This is a genomic window from Stenotrophomonas sp. 22692, assembly GCF_052045015.1.
Lineage (GTDB): Bacteria > Pseudomonadota > Gammaproteobacteria > Xanthomonadales > Xanthomonadaceae > Stenotrophomonas > Stenotrophomonas geniculata.
In genome coordinates this window covers 247,801-273,798 of the sequence record NZ_JBQEMR010000001.1, presented here as the reverse complement: position 1 = coordinate 273,798, position 25,998 = coordinate 247,801, and the positions used below count along the sequence as shown (strand labels likewise).

The 25,998-nt window shown below is 66.2% G+C and carries 24 protein-coding genes and 2 pseudogenes; 20 read left to right on the top strand and 6 right to left on the bottom strand.

Translation table 11 applies throughout. The features are described from left to right. Positions 1 to 34 precede the first annotated feature (34 nt). Together ACTJJM_RS01215 and ACTJJM_RS01210 are read left to right on the top strand one after the other, a co-directional pair. On the top strand, positions 35 to 775 hold the full coding sequence (locus ACTJJM_RS01215; protein WP_024957199.1) for a DNA/RNA non-specific endonuclease: 741 nt from the start codon (positions 35 to 37) through the stop codon (positions 773 to 775). 104 nt (positions 776 to 879) lie between these two features. Beyond that, on the top strand, positions 880 to 1,575 hold the full coding sequence (locus ACTJJM_RS01210; protein WP_049455179.1) for an HAD-IA family hydrolase: 696 nt from the start codon (positions 880 to 882) through the stop codon (positions 1,573 to 1,575). Positions 1,576 to 1,582: 7 nt separating this feature from the next. On the opposite strand, the gene ACTJJM_RS01205 is transcribed toward ACTJJM_RS01210, so the two are convergent. Further along, entirely contained in the window at positions 1,583 to 1,813 is a 231-nt protein-coding gene (locus tag ACTJJM_RS01205) for a hypothetical protein (RefSeq protein WP_049455178.1), read from the bottom strand. Then, positions 1,810 to 2,235, bottom strand: a complete 426-nt coding sequence (locus ACTJJM_RS01200) for a VOC family protein (protein WP_019659769.1) — start codon at positions 2,233 to 2,235, stop codon at positions 1,810 to 1,812. Before ACTJJM_RS01200 ends, ACTJJM_RS01205 begins: the two co-directional genes overlap by 4 nt. 276 nt (positions 2,236 to 2,511) lie before the next feature. Between ACTJJM_RS01200 and ACTJJM_RS01195 the strand changes: the two genes are divergently transcribed. Then, entirely contained in the window at positions 2,512 to 4,995 is a 2,484-nt protein-coding gene (locus tag ACTJJM_RS01195; protein ID WP_329765743.1) for an aminotransferase class V-fold PLP-dependent enzyme, read from the top strand. Positions 4,996 to 5,015: 20 nt separating this feature from the next. Here ACTJJM_RS01195 and ACTJJM_RS01190 read toward each other — a convergent pair. Together ACTJJM_RS01190 and ACTJJM_RS01185 are read right to left on the bottom strand one after the other, a co-directional pair. Beyond that, a pseudogene (locus ACTJJM_RS01190) lies at positions 5,016 to 5,459 on the bottom strand (helix-turn-helix domain-containing protein); the annotation flags it as partial. Beyond that, complete coding sequence (locus tag ACTJJM_RS01185) at positions 5,456 to 6,382, bottom strand: LysR substrate-binding domain-containing protein (RefSeq protein ID WP_440865059.1); 927 nt, start codon at positions 6,380 to 6,382, stop codon at positions 5,456 to 5,458. The pseudogene ACTJJM_RS01190 and the gene ACTJJM_RS01185, both read right to left, overlap by 4 nt. A 92-nt stretch (positions 6,383 to 6,474) precedes the next feature. On the opposite strand from ACTJJM_RS01185, the gene ACTJJM_RS01180 reads away from it, so the two are divergent. The 4 genes and pseudogenes from ACTJJM_RS01180 to ACTJJM_RS01165 all read left to right on the top strand — a co-directional run bounded on the left by ACTJJM_RS01180 (position 6,475) and on the right by ACTJJM_RS01165 (position 9,298). Beyond that, positions 6,475 to 7,515: a hypothetical protein gene (locus ACTJJM_RS01180; protein WP_440865058.1), complete on the top strand. Its 1,041-nt coding sequence runs from the start codon at positions 6,475 to 6,477 to the stop codon at positions 7,513 to 7,515. After that, positions 7,512 to 8,392, top strand: a pseudogene (locus ACTJJM_RS01175) (TolB family protein). The gene ACTJJM_RS01180 and the pseudogene ACTJJM_RS01175 overlap by 4 nt, the downstream one beginning before the upstream one ends. A gap of 68 nt (positions 8,393 to 8,460) precedes the next feature. Next, positions 8,461 to 8,997 carry a GFA family protein gene (locus ACTJJM_RS01170; RefSeq protein ID WP_440865057.1) on the top strand — a complete coding sequence of 179 codons (537 nt, stop codon included), beginning with the start codon at positions 8,461 to 8,463 and terminating at the stop codon, positions 8,995 to 8,997. Beyond that, positions 8,990 to 9,298, top strand: a complete 309-nt coding sequence (locus tag ACTJJM_RS01165) for a DUF6958 family protein (RefSeq protein WP_440865056.1) — start codon at positions 8,990 to 8,992, stop codon at positions 9,296 to 9,298. Before ACTJJM_RS01170 ends, ACTJJM_RS01165 begins: the two co-directional genes overlap by 8 nt. Here the strand turns inward: ACTJJM_RS01165 and ACTJJM_RS01160 are convergent, their stop codons facing one another. After that, positions 9,299 to 10,654: a sigma-54 dependent transcriptional regulator gene (locus tag ACTJJM_RS01160; RefSeq protein ID WP_057504022.1), complete on the bottom strand. Its 1,356-nt coding sequence runs from the start codon at positions 10,652 to 10,654 to the stop codon at positions 9,299 to 9,301. A gap of 397 nt (positions 10,655 to 11,051) precedes the next feature. Between ACTJJM_RS01160 and ACTJJM_RS01155 the strand changes: the two genes are divergently transcribed. From ACTJJM_RS01155 to ACTJJM_RS01095, 13 genes are all read left to right on the top strand, one after another. Next, positions 11,052 to 11,582 (top strand): hypothetical protein, encoded by a 531-nt coding sequence (locus ACTJJM_RS01155; protein ID WP_010485540.1) that lies wholly within the window; start codon positions 11,052 to 11,054, stop codon positions 11,580 to 11,582. Next, positions 11,579 to 12,196, top strand: coding sequence for a hypothetical protein (locus tag ACTJJM_RS01150; RefSeq protein WP_413408111.1), 618 nt, complete (start codon positions 11,579 to 11,581; stop codon positions 12,194 to 12,196). The genes ACTJJM_RS01155 and ACTJJM_RS01150 overlap by 4 nt, the downstream gene beginning before the upstream one ends. A 43-nt stretch (positions 12,197 to 12,239) precedes the next feature. After that, complete coding sequence (locus ACTJJM_RS01145) at positions 12,240 to 13,556, top strand: hypothetical protein (RefSeq protein WP_057504019.1); 1,317 nt, start codon at positions 12,240 to 12,242, stop codon at positions 13,554 to 13,556. A 100-nt stretch (positions 13,557 to 13,656) separates the two neighbouring features. Further along, positions 13,657 to 14,361: a C39 family peptidase gene (locus ACTJJM_RS01140; RefSeq protein ID WP_248853526.1), complete on the top strand. Its 705-nt coding sequence runs from the start codon at positions 13,657 to 13,659 to the stop codon at positions 14,359 to 14,361. A 12-nt stretch (positions 14,362 to 14,373) separates the two neighbouring features. Beyond that, positions 14,374 to 15,123 (top strand): hypothetical protein, encoded by a 750-nt coding sequence (locus ACTJJM_RS01135; RefSeq protein WP_126561197.1) that lies wholly within the window; start codon positions 14,374 to 14,376, stop codon positions 15,121 to 15,123. 46 nt (positions 15,124 to 15,169) lie between these two features. Then, positions 15,170 to 16,462 carry a transporter gene (locus tag ACTJJM_RS01130; RefSeq protein ID WP_126561196.1) on the top strand — a complete coding sequence of 431 codons (1,293 nt, stop codon included), beginning with the start codon at positions 15,170 to 15,172 and terminating at the stop codon, positions 16,460 to 16,462. A gap of 27 nt (positions 16,463 to 16,489) precedes the next feature. Beyond that, positions 16,490 to 17,398 (top strand): NAD(P)-dependent oxidoreductase, encoded by a 909-nt coding sequence (locus tag ACTJJM_RS01125; protein WP_440865112.1) that lies wholly within the window; start codon positions 16,490 to 16,492, stop codon positions 17,396 to 17,398. A gap of 101 nt (positions 17,399 to 17,499) precedes the next feature. Beyond that, a complete protein-coding gene (locus ACTJJM_RS01120; RefSeq protein WP_049455166.1) occupies positions 17,500 to 18,639 on the top strand; it encodes an SPFH domain-containing protein in 1,140 nt (379 codons plus the stop codon). Between the two features lie 20 nt (positions 18,640 to 18,659). Next, complete coding sequence (locus ACTJJM_RS01115) at positions 18,660 to 20,012, top strand: hypothetical protein (RefSeq protein WP_100445822.1); 1,353 nt, start codon at positions 18,660 to 18,662, stop codon at positions 20,010 to 20,012. After that, a complete protein-coding gene (locus ACTJJM_RS01110; protein WP_046983345.1) occupies positions 20,009 to 20,266 on the top strand; it encodes a hypothetical protein in 258 nt (85 codons plus the stop codon). Before ACTJJM_RS01115 ends, ACTJJM_RS01110 begins: the two co-directional genes overlap by 4 nt. A gap of 208 nt (positions 20,267 to 20,474) precedes the next feature. Then, complete coding sequence (locus ACTJJM_RS01105) at positions 20,475 to 21,089, top strand: AprI/Inh family metalloprotease inhibitor (RefSeq protein WP_440865055.1); 615 nt, start codon at positions 20,475 to 20,477, stop codon at positions 21,087 to 21,089. Between the two features lie 38 nt (positions 21,090 to 21,127). Continuing rightward, on the top strand, positions 21,128 to 22,087 hold the full coding sequence (locus tag ACTJJM_RS01100) for a cation diffusion facilitator family transporter (protein WP_224328185.1): 960 nt from the start codon (positions 21,128 to 21,130) through the stop codon (positions 22,085 to 22,087). A 232-nt stretch (positions 22,088 to 22,319) separates the two neighbouring features. Continuing rightward, entirely contained in the window at positions 22,320 to 24,029 is a 1,710-nt protein-coding gene (locus tag ACTJJM_RS01095) for a sensor domain-containing diguanylate cyclase (RefSeq protein ID WP_043396050.1), read from the top strand. A gap of 25 nt (positions 24,030 to 24,054) precedes the next feature. Here the strand turns inward: ACTJJM_RS01095 and ACTJJM_RS01090 are convergent, their stop codons facing one another. Beyond that, on the bottom strand, positions 24,055 to 25,998 hold the full coding sequence (locus ACTJJM_RS01090) for a MacB family efflux pump subunit (protein WP_241873978.1): 1,944 nt from the start codon (positions 25,996 to 25,998) through the stop codon (positions 24,055 to 24,057).

The window sequence follows — 25,998 nt, the reverse complement described above, 5'->3', positions numbered from 1 at the left end:
CGGCTGCGCCCTGAACTTCTGCTGGAGAACCGCAATGCGGCTTGCAAGCTTCTTCTTCGCGTTCGTCCTCAGTGCCTTCGCTGGCGCTGCCCAGGCCCAGGTCGTCACCCTCAACAAGGGCGGCTTCGTGCTCACCTACGACTGCAGCATCCACAGCGCCACCCGCTACGAGTACACGCTCACCGCCGACACCGGCTCGGCCGCGCGCCCGTCCAGCTTCTACAAGGATCCGGACCTGCCGGCAGGCTGCCTCGGCCAGACCAGCACCGCCTCCTACGCCAGCATCAAGTCCGGCTACGACCGTGGCCATCTCGTCACGTCCAATCACATGGACTACAACGCGACCTACATCCGCCGCGCCAACTACATGACCAACATCGTTCCGCAGGTGTCCAGCTTCAACCAGGGCATCTGGGTGAAGGCAGAGAACGTGGCCGAGTGCTACCGCGACATCGCACCGGTGGATGTCTACGGTGGCGTGGTCTACGGCGACGCCTCCAACGACTACTTCCTTTCCAGCCACGGCATCCCGACACCGGAGTTCTTCTGGAAGACCATCATCACCCGTGACCCGAACACCGGCACGGCCAAGGCGATCAGCTGGATCATTCCCAACGAAGCCAATCTCGGCAGCCTCGACAGCTACCTGGTGACCATCGCCGATCTGGAGGAGCTGCTGGGTGCGAGCTACGTCGCGATCAACGCACCGGCCTCGCTGAAAAACATGCTGCCGGCCAGCACCTGGCCGCAGCCGGCGGGGTGTGACCTGGGCTGACCGGCCTGCCGGGAATGGGTGGCACCCTGCCCGGGTGCCACCCAAGGATGGCTGTGGGAAAATGGCGGGCAATTGCACCACCGCATTGCCCCCTGGAGCTGTAGATGTCCCGTTTTCCCTTTGATGCCGTGCTGTTCGACTGCGACGGCGTACTCGTCGATTCCGAGCCACTGGTCGCCTGCGTGCTCTCGGAAATGCTGACCGCACGCGGCTGGCCGCTGACCCCGGCGCAGGCGGGTGAAGTCTTCCTCGGCCAGTCCGTGGCCCATCTGGCCGGGCTGATCGAGGAGCGCACCGGCAAGCCGTTCACCGAGGCGTGGCTTGAAGAGTTCCGCCAGCAGCGCAACCGGGCACTGGAACGTGACCTGGAAGCGATCCAGGGGGCACCCGAGGCCGTGCGTGCGATCGCTGCGGCCACCGGTGGGCGGATCGCCTGCGCCTCCGGCGCCGATCTGCTAAAGGTGAAACTGCAGCTGGGCAAGGTCGGCATCCTCGATGCCTTCGGCGACCACGTCTACAGCGGCCAGGACATGCCGAACACCAAGCCGCACCCGGACGTCTACCTGGCGGCCGCTGCCGCGCTGGGTGTGGATCCGAAGCGCTGCGCGGTCATTGAAGACACCGTGACCGGTGCGACCGCCGGTGTGGCCGCAGGTGCCACCGTGTTCGGCTTCAGCGAGGGCGGCCCGCACCACAGCACGCCCGAGGCTCTGCGCGCGGCCGGTGCCCAGGTGATCTTCCAGCGCATGGAAGATCTTCCCGCACTGCTGGCGGCCTACACCGCCGACGCTGCCGCCTGACCCGGCGTCAACCCGCAGCGCCCTGCCCGGCGCTGCGGCACCTGCCGCTGTAGTGCAGCGCAAACAGGTACAACCCGGTGAACAGCTGCAGGAACAACGGCGGCAGCGGCGAATAGGTGACCCACGCCGCAGGCTCGCCCTGCCCCAGCCCGCGCACCACAAAGTTGGCGATCACCGCCAGGGTGAACACGATCGAGGTCCAACGATGCACGGGCCGTGCCCAGCCACCGCGGCTCATTGCCGGCGCCTCGCTTCGGAACGGGCTTCGATCATCTTCCAGCCATTGCCCGATGGATCGCGGAATCCGGCGTCGACGGCGCCAAAGCGCTCGATCGGCTCCTGGGTGAATTCCACGCCCTGTGCCAACCACTGCGTGTAACGCGCCTGGCAGTCATCCACAGCCAGCACCAGGGGCGGCATTGCGCCTTTGGCCACCAGCTGCTGCAGCGAAAGCGCGGTGGCCGCATCGTGGGTGGGCGGACCCGGCACGAACAGGCCCAGCTGGAAACCGTCCTGGCCTGGGCTGCGTACCGTCAGCCAGCGGTAGCTGCCATTGCGCACGTCGGTATGCACTTCGAAACCGAGCTTGCCGACGTAGAACGCCAGCGCCTCATCCTGGTCGCGCACATACAGGCCGACCGTGTTCACCATATCTGACATGCAGCACCTCCTCTCAAGTGCGCCTACGTTACGCCCCGACGAGGCGGTTCTGCTTCTCCAAAACTGCGCCAATGGCTGGGACGGCGAACGTGAAGGAATCAAAAGTACATGGCCCTCCCCAAATGCGGATGAATACGCAGTTCCGCGACGGCGGATAATCCGCCCCGGCATTAAGTCAACTTAATGTGATGCCAATCACGCACGCGCCTGAGGGCGCATGCGATAACCGCGCGGACCGGGATTCATCGGCACCATCACGCCGACAGGGAGCGCATCATGCAGGACGTAACGCAACGCCAATGCAAAGTTGTGTCCGACAGCCGCTGGTCGCTCAGTACCTTCATGGAATTCTATGAGCGGATATTGAGCCCTCGCATTTTCCAGCCTTACGGGATGCTGCTGGCCGGGGAAATCGCCAGCGACATCGATGCAGGGTTCGCGGTCAAGGACGTGCTGGAAGTGGCATGCGGCACCGGGGTGATCACCGCCAGCCTGTATGAGGATCTTGCGCGGCCACGGGGCTTGCGGCTGGTGGCCAGCGATCTCTCGCAGATTGCGGTGGACATGGCCCGACGTGTCCTGAACCCCGAGATCCAGCAGAACGTTCCGTTGTTGGCCGACGTGGACATGGCAGAGCTTCCATTCGATGACAACAGCTTCGATGTGATTGTCTGCGGCTTCGGCCTGATGTTCCCGCCCGACAAGGCGCGCGTGGCCAGGGAGTTCCGGCGCGTGCTACGGCCGGGGGGGCGTGTCTACGCGACGATGTTCCACTACAACCAGCTCTTCGAACTCACCCGCCAGCAATCGCAGCTGCATTTCGGCATGCCTTCCCGGTTGATGGACGCGGCGCTGAGCCTGACCGACCCGTCGCCGATCACCCGCGCCTTCGCGATCGAAGGGCTGTCCCGGGCCAACGACGTGCCTGCTGGGCTGCATCCCCTGTCGTTCTCGCTCGACGCAGCCGGTGCGCGCGAGTTCCTGTTCAATGCCTGCATCCTGCTCGAAGAGTTCAACCAGTGCGACACCCGCACCCGTGAGCACTACCTGGACCTGATGCTGGCGCAGTTCGGCAAGGACGTGCCTGACCAATGCTACCGGGTGGAGGCATGGTTGCTGCGCGGCCAGGCCGATCCCGCCAATGCGGGCACGACGGTGGACATCGCGTCGCCCGACTTCTCGCCGCTGGTGCGCTGCCAGCAGCTGACCCATCGCGCGTCCAGCGCGGGCGTCGAGTGCGCAATCTCCGTGCAGGAGGCACAGGGGCTCGCTGCATTCACCGCTGCCAAGGCGGAGTTCCTGGCTGAGTATCCCGGCTTCCCCGACGCATCGGTAGAGAAGATGCGCAACGAGGAGTACGCACGGCTGGACGAGCAGCACGTCACGTATCTGGATCATGTAGGCGGAACCCTGCCACCCGAAAGCCTGCTCGAACAGGACCTGCAGGCGTTGAAGCACGCAATCCTGGGAAATCCGCATAGCGGATCGAAGGCCTCGCAGGCGGCATACCAGGAGGCGCGGGATGCCATCTACGCCTTCTTTGACTGCTCTCCGGACGAGTACGAAGTGATATTCACTGCGAACGCCAGCAGCGCGATCCGGCTTGTGGCGGAATCGTTTCCGTTCCAACCGTGCACGCAGCTGCTGTTGACCAAGGACAATCACACGTCGGTGCATGGACTGCGCGAATACGCCAGGGCCAAGGGCGCCTCGGTGAAGTACATCCCTCTGGACGACGATCTGCTGCTGCACGACGACCTGATGCGGCGTGCGCTGCAGCGGCTGGGCGACGGCGCCCCACACCTGCTGGCCTTTCCCGCCCAGTCCAACGCGACCGGCGCGCGGCATGACCTCGCCTGGATCGCCCGCGCGCAGGCGCACGGTGCGATGGTGCTGTGCGATGCAGCCGCACTGGTCCCGCAGGCGCGGCTGGATTGCGGCACCCTTCAACCGGATTTTGTGGTGGCCTCGTTCTACAAGATCTTCGGCTACCCCACCGGCGCAGGCTGCCTGCTTGCCCGCCGCTCGTCGCTGCAACTGCTCAGGCCACCGTCCTTTGCCGGTGGCGGAGTCTGCTACTACTCAGGCCCCTGGTCGCCCACCGAGCGGCTGCTGTATCGCGATGCCGGGCAACGTTTTGAGGTGGGAACACCCAACTACGCCGCGTTCCCGGCGATCGCCCGGGGCTTTGCCTTCGTGGCACGGATGGGCGGCGCCGAAGCCCTCGCGCTGCACTCCACTGCACTGGCCCGGTGGATCGAGGTGCGTCTTGCCGCGCTTCGCCATACCGTGCGCGGCGACACACCACTGTGCCGCGTGTACGGCCCGCCGGCACAGCGAAAAGGAGCGACGGTGATGCTCAACTTTTTCGACTGCTATGGCTCGATCGTGCCGCATGCCCGCGTCAAGCACCTCGCCGACCGCTTCGGCATCACCCTGCGCAACGGATGCTTCTGCAACCTCGGAGCTGTCCAGCAGGCAACCTATGCAACTGCGGGTGCCGAGCACTGCGAACTGGACAAGACCGGGAAGATCCTCGACTGCACCGCCTTCGATGAGAAGATCCTGGACAAGGGAGATTGTGGCGCGGTCAGGATTTCATTTGGGCTCGGTTCGAATTTTGCCGACGCCTACCGCTTCCTGATGTTTGCGACCTGCCTCCTGGACACCGACGTTTCTGGTCTTGAAGGTGTGCTCGCCGCGAGTGACCCTGAAGCCGATGCCGGCAGTCCTTGTACCGCTCCTGCCGTGCCGGCCTGACGCTCCACGGCGAGTGCCACCGCCGGCGCGCGACGGCGACGTTGTTCCAGCACGGATGTGTCCAGGCGGGGGCGCTGCGCGGCGCGTGCGTGGCATTCCGGCACACTGGCCGACGCCGCCTGGGCTGCACGCTCACGCTCGCGCACATTGCCCGGGCTGTCACCGGTGATGTCACGGAAGATGCGGCCAAAGGTGCCCAGGCTGCGCCACCCGGTCTGCGCGGCGATTTCGGTCACCGCCAGATCGGTATCACGCAGCAGCGCCACCGCTCGTTCGATGCGGCGGCTGAGCAGATAACGGTGCGGCGGCAGCCCGAAGGCCTGCTTGAACGAGCGGGCGAAGTGCGCCGGCGACACCGCACTGACCTCAGCCAGGCGCGCGACGGGCCATTCCTCATGGCTGGCCCGATCCATCCGGTCCTTGGCGCGCAGCAGGCGCCGGAGCAGTTCGGGGCTCTGGCTCATGGCATTACCGCCCGGGCCAGGTAATGGCGGGCTGCATGCCGCGCCTCGGCGGCCTGCTCGACCAGCCAGTCACGGAATGCAATGACCTTGGCACTGCCACCTCGCGCCGTGGGTGCCACGAACCAGAAGCTGCGACCGTCGCAGGCGACACCCGGATGCGCCTGCACCAGGCGCCCGCTATCCAGCTCGGTCTGGAACAGGATCGGCGAACCGATGGCGATGCCCTGCCCCGCGATCGCGGCGCCGACATCCAGATGCTCGACGGCAAAGGGCGTGACGAAACTCCCCGGTGCCGGCGGTGGAATGTGACCGTGCGCTGCAAACCACAGGGCCCACCAGTCCGGCCGCCCGAGCAGGGGAATTTCCAGCGCGCTGCTGCCCAGCCCACGCGCCGCCGGCAGCAGCGCCGGCGCACACAACGGAGTGAACACGCTGGGAAACAACGGTGTTGCCTGAAGACCTGGCCATTCGCCCTGGCCATTGCGGATGGCGGCATCGAAGTGACCGGCGGCCAGATCCTGCGGCGCTGCCGACAGGTCCAGTTCCAGCACGAGCTGCCGGTGGCGGGCGCGGAAGGTGCCCAGCCGCGGCGTCAACCAACTGGTGCCCAGCGTGGGCAGTACAGACAGGCGCAGTCGCGCCGCATCCATGTCTGCGGCGCGCATGAAGCTGGCGCGCAGTGCATCGAATGCCCGGGTGGCCTCCTGCGCGACGCTGGCCCCCGTCGCCGTCAGTTCTACGTGCTGTGCATGGCGCAGGAACAGGCAGGTACCGGTCTGGGCCTCCAGCCGCCGCACGTGGTAGCTCACCGATGCCGCGCTGGTGTCGAGCTCTTCGGCGGCACGCGCGAAGCTGCCCAGCCGCGCCGCCGCCTCGAAGGCACGGATGGCGGCAAGCGACGGCAGCTGGCGTTGGGTCACCATAAGTGTGGCTTAGCCTGAGCCCCGATATCTGCGTGGTCAATCCCCCCTCGTGCCCGCAACGATGGAGGCACCTTCGGTAGGGGATCACGCACATGGATCGACGGCAGTTCCTGGCCACTTTGGCCGCCGCGGCAGCGTCCACCGCCCTGCCCTCCGGGTGGGCCCTGGCCAGCCACAGCGAAGATTGGACATGGTTGCAGGGCAACTGGCGGGTCCGGCACCAACGCCTGAAGGAGCGCCTGGTCGGCGATACCCGCTGGGAGTCTTTCACCGGCTCCAGCGCGGTATGGCTCACCCTGGGCGGACTCGGCACCATCGATGACAACTTCATGGCGCTGCCTTCGGGCCCTTACAGGGGCCTGGGCGTGCGTGCATTCGATCCGGTGTCTTCCATGTGGTCGATCTGGTGGATCGATGGCCGCAACCCTGCCCGTATCGAAGCCCCCGTGCGTGGCGTTTTCGAGGGCGATGCAGGCAGCTTCCGCGGCACCGACCGGATCGACGGACGCCCCATCGACGTGTGGTTCCGCTGGCATGACATCCACGGCGAGGAGCCGTGGTGGGAGCAGGCGTTCTCCGACGATGCCGGTGCGCACTGGGAAGTGAACTGGCGCAACTGGTTCCGCCGCACTGCTGCGATCCCTTCTCCGCTTCCGAAGCTGCCGGATGCACCGGGCGATTTTGATTTCCTGGTGGGCCATTGGAACGTGCGCCATCGTCGCCTGCGCGCTCGGCTGGCAGGCAGCGATGCGTGGGACGCGTTCAACGGCACCCTGCACAACTGGCCGGTCCTGGGAGGATTCGGCAACGTGGGTGACAACGTGATGGACGTGCCTGCAGCACCGCTGCGCGGCATGGGCATCCGCGCCTGGAATGCGGCGGAGCAGCACTGGCTGAGCTGGTGGCTGGATGGCCGGGAGCCGACCCGGATCGGCGCGCCACTGCGCGGTGGTTTCCAGGCCGGTGTCGGCCGCTTCTTCGGCGAAGACCAGCACGACGGTCGATCCATCCAGACGCGGGTGATCTGGTCACGCATCACGCCGCGCTCGGCGCGCTGGGAACAGGCGGCCTCGGCCGATGGTGGGCGCAGCTGGGAAACAAACTGGGTCAGCGACTTCGAGCGACAGGCATGAAGGCGCTGCTGGCCGTGATGCTGCTGGTTGCTGCGTCGCCTCCCGCGTCTCCATCAAGGGTGCTGCGGATCGTCGGCCCCGCCGAGCGCTTTGCCCCGGGCGTTGCATCCACGCAATACGACGAGATTCGACTGACCTTGAGTCCGGACGGGAAAACCGCACTGTGGTTCAGCCGCAACCGGCCCGGCGGTCCGGGCGGGTATGACATCTGGGTCTCCCGCACGATGGGCAGCGCTGGCGGCCGGCGACGCCGGTGCCGTTCAACACGCCGGGGCGCGACTTCGATCCCGCCTTTTCCGCCGATGGCCGCGTGGTGTATTTCTGTTCGGATCGCGCAGGCGGCCAGGGCGGCGACGATCTGTATCGGGTCAGCATGGGGAGCGACGGTCGATTCGGGGAGCCAGTCAATCTTGGCCCCGCAGTGAACAGCGCGGCCGATGAGTTCGCGCCGATGCTCTCGCCGGACGGTCGTACGCTGTTGTTCTCCAGCGATCGTGCGGGCGGTGCCGGCGGCCATGACCTCTACAGCGCCACGATGATCGGCGGCGTGGCGCAGCTGGCACGGCCGCTGGCGGGTGGCATCAATACCGCAGCGCAGGAGTTCGATGCCACCTTCCTGGGCGACGGCCGAACGGTGGTGTTTGCCCGCGCCCAGGACTTCGGCAGTGCACCGGTGCGCCAGTTCATTGCCTACGCGCGTGGAGGCCGTTATGACGCAGGCCATGCATTGCCCTCGCCCTTGAACGAGGCCTCCGGCGACAGCTACGGCGCGATGCTGGATGGCTCGCAACCCGGCACCTTGACCTATTCGGCGCGGCGCGCAGACGGTGCAGGGTTGGACCTGTACCGCATCCGCTATCGGATGATGCGCCCTTGAAGGCAGATGTTGTCGATTTTCGGCGCCCCGGTTCGTCGAGAGGATGACTACCCCAGGAGAAAACGCAGATGGTCTCACACCAGTCCCTTGCCTGCGCCTGCGGCCAGGTACGCCTGACCGCCACGGGCCAACCGATTGCCACCGTCGAATGCTGCTGCGACAGCTGCCGCAAGGCCGGCGCCATGCTGCAGTCGATGCCCCGAGCACCGGACGTGCTGGGCCCGCACGGCCAGACGCTCTTCGTAATGCACCGCAAGGATCGCGTCAGCATCGATGCCGGGCATGCCATGCTGCGTGCCTTGCGATTGTCCAGCAGGGGCGGCAGCCGCCGCGTGCTGGCGGACTGCTGCAATACGCCGCTCTTCCTGGAGTTCAGCGGCGGCCATTGGCTGAGCCTGTATGGCCTGTTGTGGCCGGCATCGACAAGACCTGCCGTGGAGATGCGGACCATGGTCAGTGATCTTCCTGATGCGTCTGTGCTTCCTGACGATGTGCCGAACCTGAAGACCCGGTCGCTGCGCTTCTATGCGCGGTTGATGAAGGCGTGGATCGCCATGGGCTTCCGCAGCCCACGCATCGAGGTCGCGGGAGATACCCATGCCTGAGCCCGGACGGATCGAGATCGAAAGCATCACCACGCCCGGGCACATCCAGCGCGTGGATCGCGCCAAGTACCTCGCCATGCGCCATGCCTTGCTGCGGTCGCTGCCCGCGCAACCGCCCGGCCTGACTGTCGCGCAGGCGAAACAGGCACTGCTGCCACACCTGCCCGCCGCGCTGTTCCCGGCAGGTGCCACCGCCGGCTGGTGGTTGAAGGCCGTGCAGCTGGACCTGGAAGCCAAGGGCGTGATCGAGCGCGTCGCGGGCAAACCGTTGCGCCTGTTCAAGCACCTGGCGGCCGGCTGATCAGCGCTGTGCAGGCAGTTCCAACCGGTGCTTGCGGCACAGGCGATACACCGTGACCCGCGATATCTGCATCTGCCGCGCGCATTCGGAGACGTTGTAGCCGGTCTGGCGCAAGGTCTGCAGTAGTACATCGCGCTCGGCCTGGCCGCGCGCGTCGTGCAGCACCGCCGCGGGCAGGACCGCTACCGATGCGCCCAGCTCCAGGTCACGCTCACTGATCAGCTCGCCCTCGGCCATGATCGCTGCACGCTGCACACGGTTCAGCAGTTCGCGTACGTTGCCGGGCCAGTCGAAGCGCCGCATCGCCTGCAGTGCGGCCGGTGCGAAGCCGCGTGCACGCACGCTGTGGCGCAACCGGAAGCAGCGCAGGAAGTGCTCGGCCAGCAGCTGCACGTCGGCACCGCGCTCGCGCAGCGGTGGCATCAGCAGGCGCAGCACGTTCAGGCGGTAGTAGAGATCGCTGCGGAACCGCCCCTGCGCCACCGCGTGTTCCAGTTCGACGTGGGTCGCGGCAAGTACCCTCACGTCCGCGCGCAGCGGCTGGCTGCTGCCCACGCGCTCGAAGGTTCCCTCCTGCAGCACGCGCAGCAGGCTGGTCTGCGCTTCTGCCGGCAGATCGCCTACCTCATCAAGAAACACCGTACCGCCATGGGCGGATTCGAACACGCCGATCTGCCGCTTGTCGGCACCGGTGAACGAGCCGCGTTCGTGGCCGAACAGCTCCGACTGCACCAGGTTGGCCGGAATCGCACCACAGTTCACCGCGATGAAAGGCCTGCCGGCGCGCCCCGACAGCGCATGCAGCGCATGTGCAGCCAGTTCCTTGCCTGTACCGGTTTCGCCGGTGACCAGCACCGGCAGTTCCACCGGCGCGAACTTGTGCAGCACCGTGCGCACCGCATGCAGCGCAGCGCTTTCGCCAATCAATGCGTGCGGTCCGTACCCACTGCAGGTTGCATCGACAGGCGGATCATCCGCATCGAACTGCTGGCGCATTGCGCAGACCAGGTCCTGCAGGCCGAACGGCAGCGTGAAGCGCGCGCCACATCGCTGCAGCAACGGCAGCCAGGCCGGCGATGTGGGTCCGGCGCCCGGTGGCAGTACCGCCAGCCAGGGCAGATGCTGGTGCTGCTCGATCCACGGTGCCAGCAGCTGCAGCGACGCCGCATCGAGATGGCGCAGATCGAGTACGGCGAGCAATCGATCGCGCCCACGCAGGCCTATCGCCATGGCGGGATCGGGATGGATGCTGCGCACATACCAGCCTGCTGCCGCCAGCGCACTGCGCTCGTTCGCCAACGGCTCGCCAAACCAGAGCACGCAACGTGACGTAGAAGCCTCCGGGACCGCTGCCATGCTTCCCCCAGCATCCGGACACCGTCGGCGGACTGTCAGGCAATCGCCGGCGTGCCGCCCCCCCGCCGGGACCTCTACGGCCACCGGGGCGGCCTTTGTTGGGCGGATCCTAGCGCTTCCCTAAACGGCAGCGCAATGAGCAATGCGTCAAGAAATTCGTGGCTGAACCGGCACCGTTGCAGACGGCGGCGCCACCTGTAACACCCATGCGACAGTTGCCCGCCGCCCTTGCCCCGCGGTGCCTGCGGCTTCGAAATCCCAACGATTCCGCGACGTGCCTGTAACACCGTGGCAGCAGCACGGTCAGGTGCTGCACGGTCCCGACATTGGCGGGTGGGCACTTCCAGGTTGGCACGGTTGATGCGTGGTTCCGCCGCACCCATCGCGGGAGATCGGCATGGACGGCACCACCCTGATTCGCTGCTTGGCCGCAGCACTGGCAATCGCCCTGCTGTTGGTTGGCGCGGGCGCATCCGCGTCCGGCGCCCGCCAGGGCGTGAAGGCACAGCCGGGCGAAATCGTCCTGTTGCGGGACGTATCCGCGCGGCCGGCCTATCGCATGGCACCACCGGGCATGGCGCTGATTGCCGACCCGAAGCCACAGCGCGAGATCGCCACCGCATTGGGCGCCGGTGGCACGACGAACGGCATGGACGAGTTGAGCGATGAGGACTATGCCGGCATGGGTGCCGGCCAGGCAGCGTCCGTCGCGACACCGGGCGGCACTACCGTTGAACGGGTCACCCAGCAGGCCCTGGGCGGCACGCTTGGCCGCGGTGGTGATGGCATGGTCGGCAGCAACCTCGGGGGCGCCATGAGCGGTCCGCTTGGTGCGGTCGGCAGCAGCACCCGCGGTATCGCCGATACCGTGCGCGGCGCACTGGCCCAGTTCCCCCTGCAGGGCACGGCCCCGGCAGGTGGAAAATGAAGGCCCTGCACGGCTTGCTTCTGCTGCTCGCTGCCGCGCCCTGGGCAACCCGCGCCGATGACTACGGCGGCATGCTCGCCTATCTCGACGTGGCCCGCATCGACGGCCACGCACTGGCCGGGGCGACGGGTGCCATCGCCGTGAACCAGGCCGCCGGCGACCTCAACGTGCAGGCCAACCTGCGGGGTATCGCCAAGGGCGATCGCGCCGACGTGGCGATCAATGCCCGGCAACTGCAGCAGGGCAACCGCGTGCTGTCCGGGCCGCTGCAGGCCACCGCGCTCATTGGCGGTGACGCACTGGCCGGTGCCAGTGGCATCGCATCCATCAACCAGGCCAGCGGCATCGCCAACACGACGCTCAACGTCGTCAGCGCGACGCTGGCCCGACAAGGCATACGCGAAACCGACGATACGGCCTTGGCCGCCGAGGGTTCCGCGTTGGCAGGGGGGCGGGACGACACCGGTCGCGGCGTCGCGACGGGCACCCGCAGCGCCGGTGTAGCCAGCACCGCACTGCGGGGATTCGACGGGGTCCTGCAACTCAATCAGATCGCGGGCAACGGCAACGACACGGCCAACGTACTGGGCCTGGTCGTGCAGGACCGCCCGTGACAACCACCCAACCGATGCACCACCTGATGAGAGAGAGGGCACCATGAAAGCGACCGTCAAACAGACCATGCTCGCCATGGCGATTGCCACTGCCTCGACCGCCGCTGCGGCCAATGGCTGGGACAACCAGAACGCCAACGCGAACATCAACCACAACCACACCGTCAGCGAGACCCGCAACGACACGCACAACCACACCGACAACGACGTGCGCAACCGCACCGTCAACGTCAATGTGCAGAAGCACAGCAACATCCAGGCCGACGAACGCAAGGAAAAGAACAACCACGGCGTCGACGTGAACCTGGAGAAGGACCTGCGCCTGAGCACCGACATCAATTTCTCCGGCGACCCGAACATCACCGGCGACATCGACCTCGACTCGGCGGCCATTGCCGTGATCGACAACCGGCAGTCGATCAGCAACAACGCCACCAGCAACAGCCTGGTCACCAACAGCGCGTCGATCGGTGACAGCGTCGGCGCCGGTGCCTCGGGCAATCTGGGCTTCAATGTCGTCTCCGGCGACAACAATGCGCAGGACAACGCGGCCTCACTATCTGCGGCCGATGCATCCTTCAGCTTCGGCATGGCCGACGCCGAGGTGTTCGTCAACCAGGCCGGCTTCGGCAACGCCACCATGAACTCCGGTGTCACCAACGCCGCAGGTCTCAGCGGCAACGCCTTTGGCGGCGCGTCCGGCAACATCGGCGTGAACATCGCCTCGGGCAACAACAATGAGCAGAAGAACGCGCTCGCGGCGTCGGTAGCGACCACGGCGGTGGCCCAGTCGAGCATCAGCTCCAACCAGGTCTCCACCGGCAACACGGTCAGCAACGCCGGCTTCGTGCAGTCCTACACCGATACCGTGCAGGTCGGCATGCGTGGCGGCGTCAGCGGCCTGACACTGGCCTATGGCGCGGGCACCTACCGCGGCACCGGCAACGCCTACCAGATGGCCAACTACTACCTGGATACGTGGAGTGGCGAGCTGCCGCACCCGGGTGGCAACAGCACCGGCCATATCGATCTGGACAACCAGATCCAGAACGCCACGATGAACCCCAACCGGCCGGGGGTGGGCGGCCTGGGCTTCGATACGCGTGAGAGTGGCACCAGCCAGTTCGTCGAACTGGGCGTGGCTGACCTGTATGCCAGCCTCAGCGGCACGGTCAGCACCACGCGCTGGGTGAACGTCAATGCGACCAACACCTCGGCCTTGTCCGGCAGTGCCTTCTCGGGCGCCTCCGGCAACATCGGCGTGAACGTTGCTGCGGGCACCGGCAACCTGCAGGCCAACAGCCTTGCCCTGGCAGTGGCCCAGCCCAGCACCGGCGGCGGTGGTGGCAGCGGCGAGTAAGCGCAACACCCCGGCCGTCCGCCAATGGCCGGGTCCCCGGGAGCCCCTGTTCCTCCTCCCCCTTGGGACAGGGGCTCCCCCCTGCTGCCGGAGAACGTAGATGATCCGTTGCCCTCCATCGATGCGCCTGCTTGCCTTCCTGTTGCTGATGGGCACCGCATCGGCATGGGCGGGCGAGGTCCACTTCGCCGGCGTGCTGCCCAATGGCGCGCTGCTGCAGCAGAAGGTGGAAAGCATGCAGGAGCGGCGCTACCGCAACGTGGTGCGCCAGCACACCGATTACAGCTGCGGGGCGGCCGCATTGGCGACCATCCTGCGCCATGCCTATCACCTGCAGACCGACGAAGCGACGGTGATCGAAGGAATGATGGGGGTTTCCGATCCAGCGCTGGTGGCCGAACGCGGCTTCTCCCTGCTCGACATCAAGCGCTACGTGGAATCGCTCGGCATGCGTGGCCGGGGCTACCGCATCGATGAAACACGACTGCGCACCCTCCGCGTGCCAGGACTGGTGCTGATGGATTTGCGCGGCTTCCGCCATTTCGTGGTGCTCAAGCAGGTCCGCAACGGCATCGTGGAAGTGGCTGACCCGATCCTCGGCAACCGCAGCCTGGCGCTGCCGGAGTTCCTGGCCGCCTGGCCATCGCGCGCGGTCTTCGTGGTGATCGGCAGCGACTTCGATCGCAACACCGTTCTTCTGCAACCCAGCGAACGGCCAAGCGCCCGCGCGCTCTACGCGCGGCAAGGGCCGATCACCGATGCCGAACTGGTCGACTTCGGCTTCAGCCACGCCGACCTGTTCTGAGGAGGTACGACCATGTTCCGTCAACACGTATGGATGGCTCTGCTGCTGATGGCCCCTGCCCTGCCCCTGCAGGCCGCCGACGGCAGGACCGGGCGTGGACTCACGGAAATCCCCGACCCGGAGCTGAGCCTGATGCGGGGGCGCTACACCGTGGGTGGCAACAACGTTGCCTGGTTCGGGGTCACCATGGTGTCGCAGTGGCAGGCCAGCAACGGCACGACCCTGCAGGGCAGCCTGACCCTGGGCATGGACTTCCGCGGTGGTGGCGCGCCGAAGCTCAGCTTCCAGCCCAGCGTGCATGTCACGGCAGCCGATGCGCCGCTGCCCGATACCCACGGACGCAGCATCGACAGCAGCGGCCTGGCCAACGCCAGCGGCCTGGTGCAGAGCGTGCAGGTGGCCGGCGATGGCAATGTCGCGCGCAACGTCACCACGCTGACCGTCCGCGAGGGTGGCGTGCCGGCTGTTCTCTCTGATGGCGCAGGCAACATCACCGCGCAGCAGGCCGGCGCCAGCGCGACGGCCGTGCTGGAAGGCAACCAGGCACGCCTGCTGCTGCAGGTGGATGGCCAGGGGCTGGTGCAGCAGTGGATCCGCAATGGCAGCGTCGGCCAGGGCATCGCCCTCGCTGGTGACGGCCAGATCGCCAGCAACCAGCTGCGGCTGGAGCTGGTGCGCAACGCCGTGGGCGGCAACCTGCCGTTGAGCCAGAACGTGGCCCAGGCGATTGCGTTGAACCGCGGCATGGGGCCGGGCCAGTAGCAGGGCCTGGCATTGGGGGAAACGCTCCACAACGCAGGACACGAACATGCACACCCTGATGAGGATCACCCCGTTGGCGCTGGCGGCGCTGGCGGGCACCGCCCTTGCCGTGCCGCCGACGCCTGACGATGGCGCAGACGTGCAGGCCCTGGCCAACCAGCTGGAACAGCTGAAAGCCAACTACGCACAGGAAGTGCGGCGGCTGCGCGAACTGGACATGCAGGTGCAGGCCATGCAGGCACGCTTGGGCGGGCGGGTTGGCCCAGCCTCGACCCCACCGGCCGCACCATTGGCGCAGGCAGCGGCCGCCGCGGTTCCACCGAGCAGCGAGGGCTACGCCAGTACCGCTGCCGAGGCCCAACAGGCCAAGCAGGAGTCGCGGCGCAGCGTGGACGACGTGAAGCAGCAGCAATCGGCCCTGTTCTCCCGTCGCTTCACCATCGAGAACAGCCTCACCTACGCCCGCTATGACCGCAAGCAGCTCACCCTCAACGGCTTCCTCGCGTTGGACGCCATCTTCCTCGGCAATATCGCCATCGAGAACGTGGAGTCCGACTCGCTGACCTATAACGTGGCGGCCCGCTGGGGCGTCAGCCCGAACCTGACCCTCAACCTGGATGTGCCCTACCTGGCGCGGCGCACCGTATACCAGAAAGGCGGCGCCGGCGGTGCAGCGGCCGCCATCGCGCAGGAGCAGACCAACGGCAACGGCCTGGGCGACATTGCACTGAGCGCGAACTACCGGCTGTTCGGCGAACGCGGCTGGCGCCCGGAGACCGTGCTCACGGCCGGTGTCACCGCCCCCACCGGGCGCGCACCCTACGGCCTGGACTGGAAGGTGATCGAGCGCGATGACGACGACTACATCCGCTTCGCCGTGCCGCGCGAGCAGCCCACTGGCAACGGCGTATGGCAGGCCAACCTCGGCCTGTCGATGGTGAAGACCGCTGACCCGGCCATCCTGTTCGCCAACATCGGGTACGTGCACTCCATCCCTCGCGGCTTCAGCGACATCGACAGCAATCCGGATACGGTCAGCCCAGGCGACGTGAAGCTGGGCGGCTCGGTGTACTTCGGTGCAGGTGTTGCCTTCGCATTCAACGAGCGGACCAGCCTGAGCCTGTCCTTCAGCGACCGCATCAGCGCCCGCGCCTCCACCCGCTTCCAGGGCGGCAAGTGGATGAAGGTGATCGGCAGTGACGCCAATGCGGCATCACTGAACCTGGGCGTGACCTATGCGTTGAACCAGCACACCACGCTGGTGACACTGCTGGGCATCGGACTGACCCCGGACGCACCGGACTTCACGCTGGCGTTCAAGATTCCTTACATGCTCTAGCGGCCACTGCCCATGGCATGATGGGCGATCTGCGGCCAGCGGACGTCCATCATGCGCATCGGATTCCTGGGACTTGGAGTGATGGGAACGCCCATGGCGGCCCATCTGGCTCGCGCAGGTTACGAGGTATGCGGCTGGTCGCGCTCCGACCGCAACCATGCGGCCGCGCGCACCGCCGGCATCAACATCTGCGAGGCGGTGGACGAGGTATTCGCGGCCTGCGACACGCTCATCCTGATGCTGGCCAATGACGATGCCATCGACAGCGTGCTCGATCGGCATGGCGCGGCGTTTGGCGAGCGGGTCGAGGACCGCCTGCTGATCAACATGGGTACCAGCTCGGCAGCGTACTCACAGGCGCTGGCCGAACAGATCCGCGCCGCGGGCGGCCGCTACGTGGAAGCGCCGGTGTCTGGCTCACGCGTGCAGGTCGAAGCGGCGCAGCTGGTGATCCTGCTGGCCGGTGCCGATGTCGACCTCGCGGCAGCCGCCCCACTGGTTGCACCGATGGGCAGGCAAACGGTGTGCTGTGGTGCAGTGCCGTCCGCACTGCGCATGAAACTGGCGGTGAACCTGTACCTGATCACCTTGGTCACCGGCTTGGCCGAAGCGGTGTACTTCGCCGAAGCACACGGCATCGAGCTTGATCGCTTCGCGCAGGTGCTCAACGCAGGGCCGATGGCCAGCGAAGTATCGCGAATCAAGCTGGACAAAATGATCCGTGGTGACTTCAGCGTGCAGGCGTCGATCACCGACGTGCGCAAGAACAGTGGGCTGGTAGCCGCTGCCGCCCATGAGGTGGGCATGCATGCGCCCTTGATCGACGCCAGCGACGCGCTGTTCGCACAGGCACTGGCGTCCGGATCGGGGGCGCTGGACATGGCGGCCGTGCTGCAGGCGGTACGGGCCGGGCCAACCGGCACTGGCCGGCGCTGATCCGGATTCATGTTCCGGCACTACTGCCGTCCTCCACCGCTGCTATATTCAGTCCAGCTCGGCAGGCATGGTGCCTGCCTTCGAATCACAGGGAGTTGGTCATGGGTCTGGTACAGGCGGTGAAGGGTGCGGTTGGCGGTGTGCTGGCCGACCAGTGGAAGGACTTCTACACCGTGCCGGCGGGCCTGCCGTCCACGGCCGCCCTGTTCGCGGCGGTGCCGCAGGGCACCAACGCCGGCCGCGGCTCCAACACCAGCGGCTCGTCCAACATCATCAGCAACGGCTCGAAGATCATCGTGCCGGAGGGCTACGGCCTGCTGCTGTTCCAGGACGGCGCGATCACCGCGTTCGTCGCCGAACCGGGTGGCTACGAGTGGCGCTCGGACGATCTGAACTCGCAGTCGATCTTCGCCGGCGACGGCCTGGTCAGCACCTTCATCAAGCAGAGCTGGGAACGCTTCAAGTTTGGCGGCCAGCCGGGTTCGCAGCAGGCGGCCTATTTCGTCTCGCTGAAGGAACTGCCGGACAACCGCTTCGGCACCCAGTCGGAAATCTACTGGGACGACGGTTTCCTCAACACCCAGGTAGGCGCGGTCACCCGTGGCTCGTACACGCTGAAGATCGTCGACCCGATCCTGTTTGTGAAGAACTTCGTGCCGGCCAGCTACCTGCAGCCGGGCCAGGTGTTCGACTTCACCGATCTGGACAACGCCGCCGCCAGCCAGCTGTTCAATGAAGTGGTCGGTTCGCTGGCGCCGGCCTTCAGCCTGTATACCAACGATCCGGGCAAGGGCAACCGCATCACCAAGCTGCAGCAGGACTCGCTGGGCTTCGCGCAGAGCCTGTCGGCCGCCGTCGAACAGGGTTACCAGTGGAAGTCCGACCGCGGCCTGGCCATCGTCAAGACCGCCATCGTCTCGATCGAGTACGACGCCAACACCCGCGAGCTGCTGAAGACCGTGCAGCGCGCCGATGCGCTGTCCGGTTCGCGCGGCAATTCCAACCTGCAGGCCAGCGTCGCCCAGGGCATCCAGTCGGCCGGCGAAAACGGCGGCGCGGCAGGTCTGGTCGGTGTCGGCATGGCGTCTGGCATGTTCGGTGTCGGCGGCATGCAGCAGCCGGCCACCCCGGCGGCCGACGATCCGGTCGCCAAGCTGAAGAAGGCCAAGGAAATGCTCGATCTGGGCTTGATCACCCAGAGCGATTACGACGCGCTCAAGGCCAAGGCACTGGGCCTGTAACGGCAGGACGTACACCCAACATGTCCGATCCCCGAAACGGCCCACCGCCGCTGCCCGGATCCGCGCCCGCGACGCCGCCACCCTTGCCGGCGGCGTCGTTGGATGGGCCCGGTTCGCCGCAGGACGTCCCTCCCCTGCCCGGCAGCTTCCCGCTGGACACCTCCAAACTGCCCCAGGCCATCCGCGATGAAGTGGAAGCGCCCGATCCTGTGGCCATCGATACCTCGGCCAGCGAGCTGAAGGACGGTCTCAACCGCTGCCCGAAGTGCGGCGCCACCGACATCCGGCCCAAAGCCGGGACCGATATCCTGGTCTGCCTGTACTGCCGTCACGAATGGCATGGCGCGCGGGTCGAGGAAGAATTCGGCCTTGGCGAAGCCATCGACCAGCTGCGCGGTACGGTCATCGCCTCCGGTGCGCGTGACATCGATGCCGACACCTCGGCACTGATGACGTTCAAATGCACCGGTTGCGGCGCCGAAGTCACGGTCAATACCGAGAGTACGATGACGGCGCGTTGCCACTGGTGCCGCCACGTCTTCGGCGTCAACGAGCAGATCGCCAACGGCGCGGTGCCCGACGCGGTGCTGCCCTTCCATATCAAGAAGGACGATGCGGTCGCGCGCATCCGCCAGTTCGTCGACAAGCGCCGCATGTTCGCGCTGAAGGCATTCAAGGACCAGTTCACCCCCGAGAACGTGGTGGGCGTGTTCCTGCCCTACATGATCGTCGACAGCAATGTCAGCGCGGCCGTGGCCGGCAAGGGCGAGATCCAGACCCGGCAGTACACCGTAGGCAGCGAGAAAAACAAGCGCACCCTGTATGACGCCGACGTCTACCAGGTCGAACGCCAGGTCGATTTCACCGTGGATGACCTTCCGCTGGAATCCTCGGCCGAGCGCGGCAATCTGGATACCCGCGCCAACACCAACAACATCATCAACACCATCCTGCCGTTCGATACCAAGAACGCGGTGAAATGGAACGCTTCGTACCTGGCCGGCTTCACCTCTGAAAAGCGCAACCTCGACGTGGAGAAGCTGCGGCCGCGGCTGGAAGACCAGCTGCTGTCAATTGCCCGCGCACAGGTGGAAGGTTCGGTGAAGCGCTACAACCGTGGCGTGCGCTGGGAGCAGGAACAACTGGAGGTGCATGGCACCCGCTGGGTGTCGATGTACCTGCCGGTGTGGTTGTATTCGTACCACCAGCCCGGCAAGAACGGCGGCATGCTGCACTACATCGCAGTGAACGGCCGTACCGGCGAAACCATGGGCAGCGTGCCCGTGCAGCAATGGAAGATGCTGCTGGCGGCCTTGGCCACCGGCACCGTCATTGAAGCCCTCGCAATTGCCTTCCTGGTGGCATCGACATGAGTGACGACAGTGGCCTCTGGCTGTTGGCGGCAGGTCCAGCCGGCGCGACCGCGCTGTACTGGGCGCTGTACCGCTATTACCGCAACACCGACAAATCCCACTCCTTCGAGCACGAGACCGAGATCGAGGCACAGCCCGTGACCGGTTCGGACCAGCAGGTGGGCCGGGTCACCGGCACCGAGGAGAAGCGCATCCGCGGTGACAACGTGTATGAGTACCGGAAACGGGTGGTGAGGGTGAAGCCCGATCAGTAGAGCCAGGCCGCCTGGCTGCGGGTAATGCCGGCCGCTGGCCGGCACTCCTTCGGTCTCTGAGCGTCAAAGGGGAGCCGGCCAGCGGCCGGCACTACCCTTCGGCGGACAGCACCTACCCTTGGCTGGCTTGCCCCAGGGCGCACCCTCACACCGTCTCCCACCCCACCGGTTCGATACTCGCGCGATCCACCCTTCCAAGGATCCTGCGATGGCTGCCCTGCTTGCCTGTAGCTGCCTGTCGGCGCTGTACTTCCTGGCCCTGCCCGCCCTTGCCCAGGACGCCTCGTTCGGCTTCGGCGAACAGACCACCCGCACCGACCAGGCCACCCAATCGAGCAGCACAGAGACCCGGACCAGTGGCTCGGTGACCACCCAGACCACCACCAGCGGCAGCTCGCAGTCCGAATCACGCAGCGAAAGCAAAGAGATCGACGTCGGCTTCGGTTTCCACGACGACAACGACGACTGGAGCCATGACCGCCACCGCGGCGACCGCGATGTGCGCGACAGCGATCTGTTCGGCAGCTGGACGCTGGGCCAGGAGAACGGCAGCACCTGCACCATCGAGCTGAAGAACAGTGAGTGGTTCGGTGGCTACAGCGCCTACGTGCCTGCCGGCTGCCCGGACGGATTCTTCTCGGCCAACCGCTGGGTGCTGTCGGGCAACCAGCTGCTGCTGACCGATACCAGCAATACGGTCTTCGGGCGTTTTCGCGCGTCGGGAGGTGGGCGTTGGACGGGCTACCGTGAATCGGATGGGGCACGTTTGTATCTCAATCCCAAGGGCACTGATCGCACCGTGCACACAGTAGGCACGCGCTGATCGGGAAGATCAGGAATCCGCCTCACCCCGCCGCCGAAATGTCCGCTCCCACCGGTTCCCGCCTGGTCATCTACGCCGCCCTCGCGGGCAACCTGGCCATTGCCATCGCCAAGTTCATCGCCGCCGGCATCTCCGGCAGCTCGGCCATGCTCAGCGAGGGCGTGCATTCGCTGGTCGACACTCTCAACGAGGTGCTGCTGCTGTACGGGCTGCGCCGCGCCGGCAAGGCGCCGGACCCGGTACATCCGTTCGGCTATGGCCGCGAACTGTACTTCTGGAGCTTCATCGTCGCCCTGCTGGTGTTCGCTGCCGGCGCCGGCGTTTCGGCCTACGAAGGTATCCAGCACATCCGCCAGCCGGAGCCCGCCACCAACCACGCGTTGAGCTACAGCGTGCTGGGCATCTCCATCCTGTTCGAAGGGGCCTCATGGTGGGTCGCGCTACGGGAGTTCCGTCGTACCAAGGGCAAACTGGGCTACTTCGAAGCCTTCCGTCGCAGCAAGGATCCTTCCACCTTTACCGTGCTGCTGGAGGATAGCGCGGCCCTGCTGGGCCTGGGTTTCGCACTGATCGGGCTCGTGGCCGCCCAGGTCCTGGACATGCCGGTGCTTGATGGTGTGGCGTCGCTGTGCATCGCCGGCGTGCTTGCCGCCACCGCCTTTCTTCTCGCACGCGAAACCAAGGGACTGCTGGTGGGTGAGCCGGCCCATCCTGCGGTGGCTGAGCGGATCATGGCCGTGGCCGAAACCGATCCAGACCTGCGCCGCGCCAATGGCGTGACCACCATGCAGATGGGCCCGGAACAGGTCGTGGCCATGCTCAGCGCGGAATTCGAGGATGACCGGCGCACGCCGCAGATCGAAGCCTGCATCACCCGCATCGAAACTGCAGTGAAGGGGGAGTACCCGGAACTGGTGGCTCTATTCATCAAGCCACAGACGCCGGAGGTCTATGCCGCACGGCGAGCCGCACTGGCCTCGCCGCCGGCACCGGACTGATGATGTCTCTGTACAGGCTTGCCCTGTAGATCCTCCGGTGCAGCCTCCACTGGCGCGTGCTCGTTCGCGACCATCGTCACGCTTTTGCACCCCTCGCGTGCAGCTCGCAAACGTTGACAAAAGCGCGTCACGTCGGCATCACCTCACCGTAGCGATACATAACGTGGTGCGCACTAGCGTAGTACCTGACAGCCGCCGAAGCCGCCCTCGCCACCCAGCCCTGCAAAGCGCCATGGACGAAGCCGACCGCCTGCTTGAAATCGACCGCCTGCACCTGCTCGACACGCCAGCCGAACCGGTGTTCGATGCAATCGTTGCTGCCGCCCGCGCAGCGACTGGCATGACCATGGGCCTGATCTCGGTGGTGGCTGAGGAGCGCCAATGGTTCAAGGCCAATATCGGTCTTGAAGGCGTCAGCGAGACTGCACGCGATATCTCGTTCTGTACTCATGCCATCGAGCAGGACGAACTGTTCGAGATCCCGGATGCCCGGCAGGACCCGCGATTCTCCACCAACCCACTGGTGACCGGTGGCCCGCGCATCCGTCACTACGCGGGAATCTCGCTTGGGTCGGCACAGGGCGCCCGTATCGGAACACTATGCCTGCTCGATCCGATGCCGGGCGTGCTGTCGCCCTCGCAGCGCGAACTGATGGTGCATCTGGCGCGGGTCACCACCCAGGTGCTGGAACAGCGCAGCACCCTGATGGCACAGGTCGGCCAGGCCAAGGCACTGCACCGCGAACTGAAACGCAGCGAGGACTTCCTGGAACGCACCAACCGCGCGGCACGGGTGGGCGGCTGGGAGATGGACCTTCTCTCCCACGAAGTGCGCTGGACCCGCGAAACCAAGCAGATCCACGGCGTGCGCGGCAACTATCAACCCACGTTCGACACCGCACTGTCCTTCTATCGGGAGGACAGTCGCAACATCATCCGCAGCGCGGTCCAGCGCTGCATCGAGGAAGGCACCTCATGGGAAGTGCAGCTGCCGATGACCACCGCCGATGGGCGCTCCATCTGGACCCGGGTGGTCGGTGGCCGTCAGCAGGTGGATGGGCACCCTCGCCTGGTCGGCGCCATCCAGGACATCACCGAGGAGCGTGCCGCGCTGGATGCCCTGGAGGCGAGCGAAACGCGCTACAGGCGTCTGTTCCACTACAGCCTCGGCCTGATCTGCACGCACACGCTGGAGGGCGTGCTGACATCGGTGAACCCGGCGGCCGTGCAGTCGCTGGGCTTCGATGAGACTCATATGATCGGGCGCAGCCTGTGCGATCTGATGCCTCCCGAGAAGCGTGCTGCATTCAAGGCCTATCTCGCGCGGATCACGGTCAACCACACCGATGCCGGCGTCATCGAACTGATCGCTGCCGATGGCACCCGCCATTTCTGGGCGTATCACAACGTGCTCGACAGTGAGGCGAACCCACCCTATGTGCTGGGCCATGCACAGGATGTGACTGCACTGCGGATGCAGGAGCAGCAGCTGCGCGAGATGTCCTTCAAGGATCCGCTGACCCAGAGCTACAACCGCCGCTTCCTGCCGCGCCTGGACGAGCTGGTTGATCAACCCTGGGCCTGCCTGATGTTCGATCTGGATCATTTCAAGCAGATCAACGATACGCAGGGCCATGCGCGAGGTGACACGGTGCTGGTCGAGTTCGCCGCCTTCCTGCGCGCTCCATTGGGGGCAATGGAAAGCGTAGTGCGCATGGGCGGCGACGAGTTCATGGTGGTGCTGACCTGCCCGGAGCCGGGGCGGTTGGCCGCGCTGGAGCAGTGGTATACGCAGCAGGCCGGTCGGTCACCCACGCCCTTCTCACTGGGTGCGACCCACCACGCCCCGGGTGAGTCGGTGGCCGACACCCTGCAGCGTGCCGACAGTCGCCTGTACCGCGAGCGCGCACGCGTGCGCACGCACCCGCGACCGGCAACCTGAGACTCTCCCCGCAGCGGGTGCAATCCTACTCCGCCGCCAACGCCTGGATCGGGTCGAGCTGTGCAGCACTGCGCGCCGGGAAGTAGCCGAAACCGAGCCCGATGGCAGACGAACATGCCAGCGCGGCGAGCACCGGCCCAGGCGTGAACAGGAACGGCACCCCCAGCGACAGCAGGCTGGACAAGGCGCCCACAGCCAACGCGAACAAAACCCCCAGCACCCCGCCGAACAGGCAGATCAACACGGCCTCGATCAGGAACTGGCGGAGGATGTCGCCCTGCCGGGCACCCACCGCCAGCCTCACACCGATCTCGCGCACGCGCTCCTTCACCGACACCAGCATGATGTTCATCACCCCCACGCCACCGACCACCAGCGCCACCGCAGCAATGGCCGAAACCAGTGCCGCCATGGTCTGGCTGGACTTCATCACTGCCTTGCGGATCTGGTCGGCGTTGTAGATGAAGAAATCGCGCCGGCCGTGCAGGCGTTGCAGCTCCGCGCCCAGCGAGGCCTCAGCGGCGGTGGTTGGCACGTCATCCCGCACGCGCACGGTGATGCTCTCCAGCCGCTGGCTGCCAAGCAGGCGCGAGGACGCGGAGGTGTACGGCACATAGACCGTCGGCGTCGCCCCGCCGGCGAATGCGTTGGGACCGACCACGCCGATCACTTCCACCGGCATGCCGCCCAGCAGCACCGTGCCGCCGATCGGATTGCCGCTGAACAACGCCTTGGCCGCCTTCTGGTCGACCACGCCCACCGCGCGATGTGCCTCCACCTCGGCATCGGTGAAGAACCGGCCCGCCTTCAGGCGCAGCCCGCGCACACGCGGTAGATCAGCGCCCACGCCAAGCACCTGCGTGTTGGCGCGCCGGTTGCCCTGCAGTGCCGCCACCGAACCGCTCAGGTTGGGGCTTACGCTGTCTACGTAACTCAATGCGGCCAGGTGATCGGCATCGTCCACGACCAACGATTCGATCTCTGCCGAGCGCGGGTCACCAAAGTCCGCGCCCGGGAAGATGTCCAGCGTACTGGCACCCAGTTCGTTGATCTGTGACTCGACCTGTGCCTGTGCGCCCTTGCCCAACGCAACCACGGTCACCACCGCAGCCACGCCGATGATGATGCCCAGCATGGTCAGCAGGGTGCGCAGGCGATGGGCCAGCATCGAACGTACCGCCATCCGTGCAGCTTCCCTGATTGCATCCAGGCGCGCGCGGCGCTCGGCGCCCGGTTCTGGACTGCGCTCGTGGGCAGCAGCATTGCGTGCTGCCGGAGGATCACCCATACCACGGTCGGATACGACCCGACCGTCTGCGATCTCGATCACGCGTGAAGCGTGCGCGGCGATCGCCGCATCATGGGTCACCAGGATCACGGTATGGCCCTGCGCATGCAGGCGCTTGAGTTCCGCCATCACCTGCCGGCCGCTGGCATGATCCAGCGCGCCGGTCGGCTCGTCGGCCAGCACGATGGCGCCGCCGTTCATCAGCGAACGCGCAATGGAAACGCGCTGCTGCTGGCCGCCGGACAGCTGGCTGGGCCGGTTCGTAGTGCGCTCCCCCAATCCCAGCGTTTCCAGCAGCATGCGCGCACGGGCGGTGCGCGCATCGGCATCCACGCCGGCATAGACCGCCGGCAATGCCACATTTTCCGTGGCGCTCAGGTTCTCCATCAGGTTGTAGCGCTGGAAGATGAAGCCGAAATGCTCGCGGCGCAGGTGCGCCAGTTCATCCTGTGACATCTGCTCGGTTGCTGCGCCCTGCACCCGGTAGCTGCCTTCGCTTGGCCGGTCCAGGCAGCCCAGAATGTTCATCAGCGTGGATTTGCCCGAACCGGACGGGCCGATGATCGCGATGAACTGGCCCGCCTCGATGCGCAGCGACACGTCCTTCAACACCACCACCTCGCCGGCGGCCGAGCGATAGGCGCGCGATACGCCATGCAGTTCCAGCAGCGCGTCGACCAT

Coding starts and splice junctions, on each gene's coding strand:
- ACTJJM_RS01215 (WP_024957199.1), top strand. CDS start 35: ATGCGGCTTGCAAGCTTCTTCTTCGCGTTCGTCCTCAGTGCCTTCGCT.
- ACTJJM_RS01210 (WP_049455179.1), top strand. CDS start 880: ATGTCCCGTTTTCCCTTTGATGCCGTGCTGTTCGACTGCGACGGCGTA.
- ACTJJM_RS01205 (WP_049455178.1), bottom strand. CDS start 1,813: ATGAGCCGCGGTGGCTGGGCACGGCCCGTGCATCGTTGGACCTCGATC.
- ACTJJM_RS01200 (WP_019659769.1), bottom strand. CDS start 2,235: ATGTCAGATATGGTGAACACGGTCGGCCTGTATGTGCGCGACCAGGAT.
- ACTJJM_RS01195 (WP_329765743.1), top strand. CDS start 2,512: ATGCAGGACGTAACGCAACGCCAATGCAAAGTTGTGTCCGACAGCCGC.
- ACTJJM_RS01185 (WP_440865059.1), bottom strand. CDS start 6,382: ATGGTGACCCAACGCCAGCTGCCGTCGCTTGCCGCCATCCGTGCCTTC.
- ACTJJM_RS01180 (WP_440865058.1), top strand. CDS start 6,475: ATGGATCGACGGCAGTTCCTGGCCACTTTGGCCGCCGCGGCAGCGTCC.
- ACTJJM_RS01170 (WP_440865057.1), top strand. CDS start 8,461: ATGGTCTCACACCAGTCCCTTGCCTGCGCCTGCGGCCAGGTACGCCTG.
- ACTJJM_RS01165 (WP_440865056.1), top strand. CDS start 8,990: ATGCCTGAGCCCGGACGGATCGAGATCGAAAGCATCACCACGCCCGGG.
- ACTJJM_RS01160 (WP_057504022.1), bottom strand. CDS start 10,654: ATGGCAGCGGTCCCGGAGGCTTCTACGTCACGTTGCGTGCTCTGGTTT.
- ACTJJM_RS01155 (WP_010485540.1), top strand. CDS start 11,052: ATGGACGGCACCACCCTGATTCGCTGCTTGGCCGCAGCACTGGCAATC.
- ACTJJM_RS01150 (WP_413408111.1), top strand. CDS start 11,579: ATGAAGGCCCTGCACGGCTTGCTTCTGCTGCTCGCTGCCGCGCCCTGG.
- ACTJJM_RS01145 (WP_057504019.1), top strand. CDS start 12,240: ATGAAAGCGACCGTCAAACAGACCATGCTCGCCATGGCGATTGCCACT.
- ACTJJM_RS01140 (WP_248853526.1), top strand. CDS start 13,657: ATGATCCGTTGCCCTCCATCGATGCGCCTGCTTGCCTTCCTGTTGCTG.
- ACTJJM_RS01135 (WP_126561197.1), top strand. CDS start 14,374: ATGTTCCGTCAACACGTATGGATGGCTCTGCTGCTGATGGCCCCTGCC.
- ACTJJM_RS01130 (WP_126561196.1), top strand. CDS start 15,170: ATGCACACCCTGATGAGGATCACCCCGTTGGCGCTGGCGGCGCTGGCG.
- ACTJJM_RS01120 (WP_049455166.1), top strand. CDS start 17,500: ATGGGTCTGGTACAGGCGGTGAAGGGTGCGGTTGGCGGTGTGCTGGCC.
- ACTJJM_RS01115 (WP_100445822.1), top strand. CDS start 18,660: ATGTCCGATCCCCGAAACGGCCCACCGCCGCTGCCCGGATCCGCGCCC.
- ACTJJM_RS01110 (WP_046983345.1), top strand. CDS start 20,009: ATGAGTGACGACAGTGGCCTCTGGCTGTTGGCGGCAGGTCCAGCCGGC.
- ACTJJM_RS01105 (WP_440865055.1), top strand. CDS start 20,475: ATGGCTGCCCTGCTTGCCTGTAGCTGCCTGTCGGCGCTGTACTTCCTG.
- ACTJJM_RS01100 (WP_224328185.1), top strand. CDS start 21,128: ATGTCCGCTCCCACCGGTTCCCGCCTGGTCATCTACGCCGCCCTCGCG.
- ACTJJM_RS01095 (WP_043396050.1), top strand. CDS start 22,320: ATGGACGAAGCCGACCGCCTGCTTGAAATCGACCGCCTGCACCTGCTC.
- ACTJJM_RS01090 (WP_241873978.1), bottom strand. CDS start 25,998: ATGGTCGACGCGCTGCTGGAACTGCATGGCGTATCGCGCGCCTATCGC.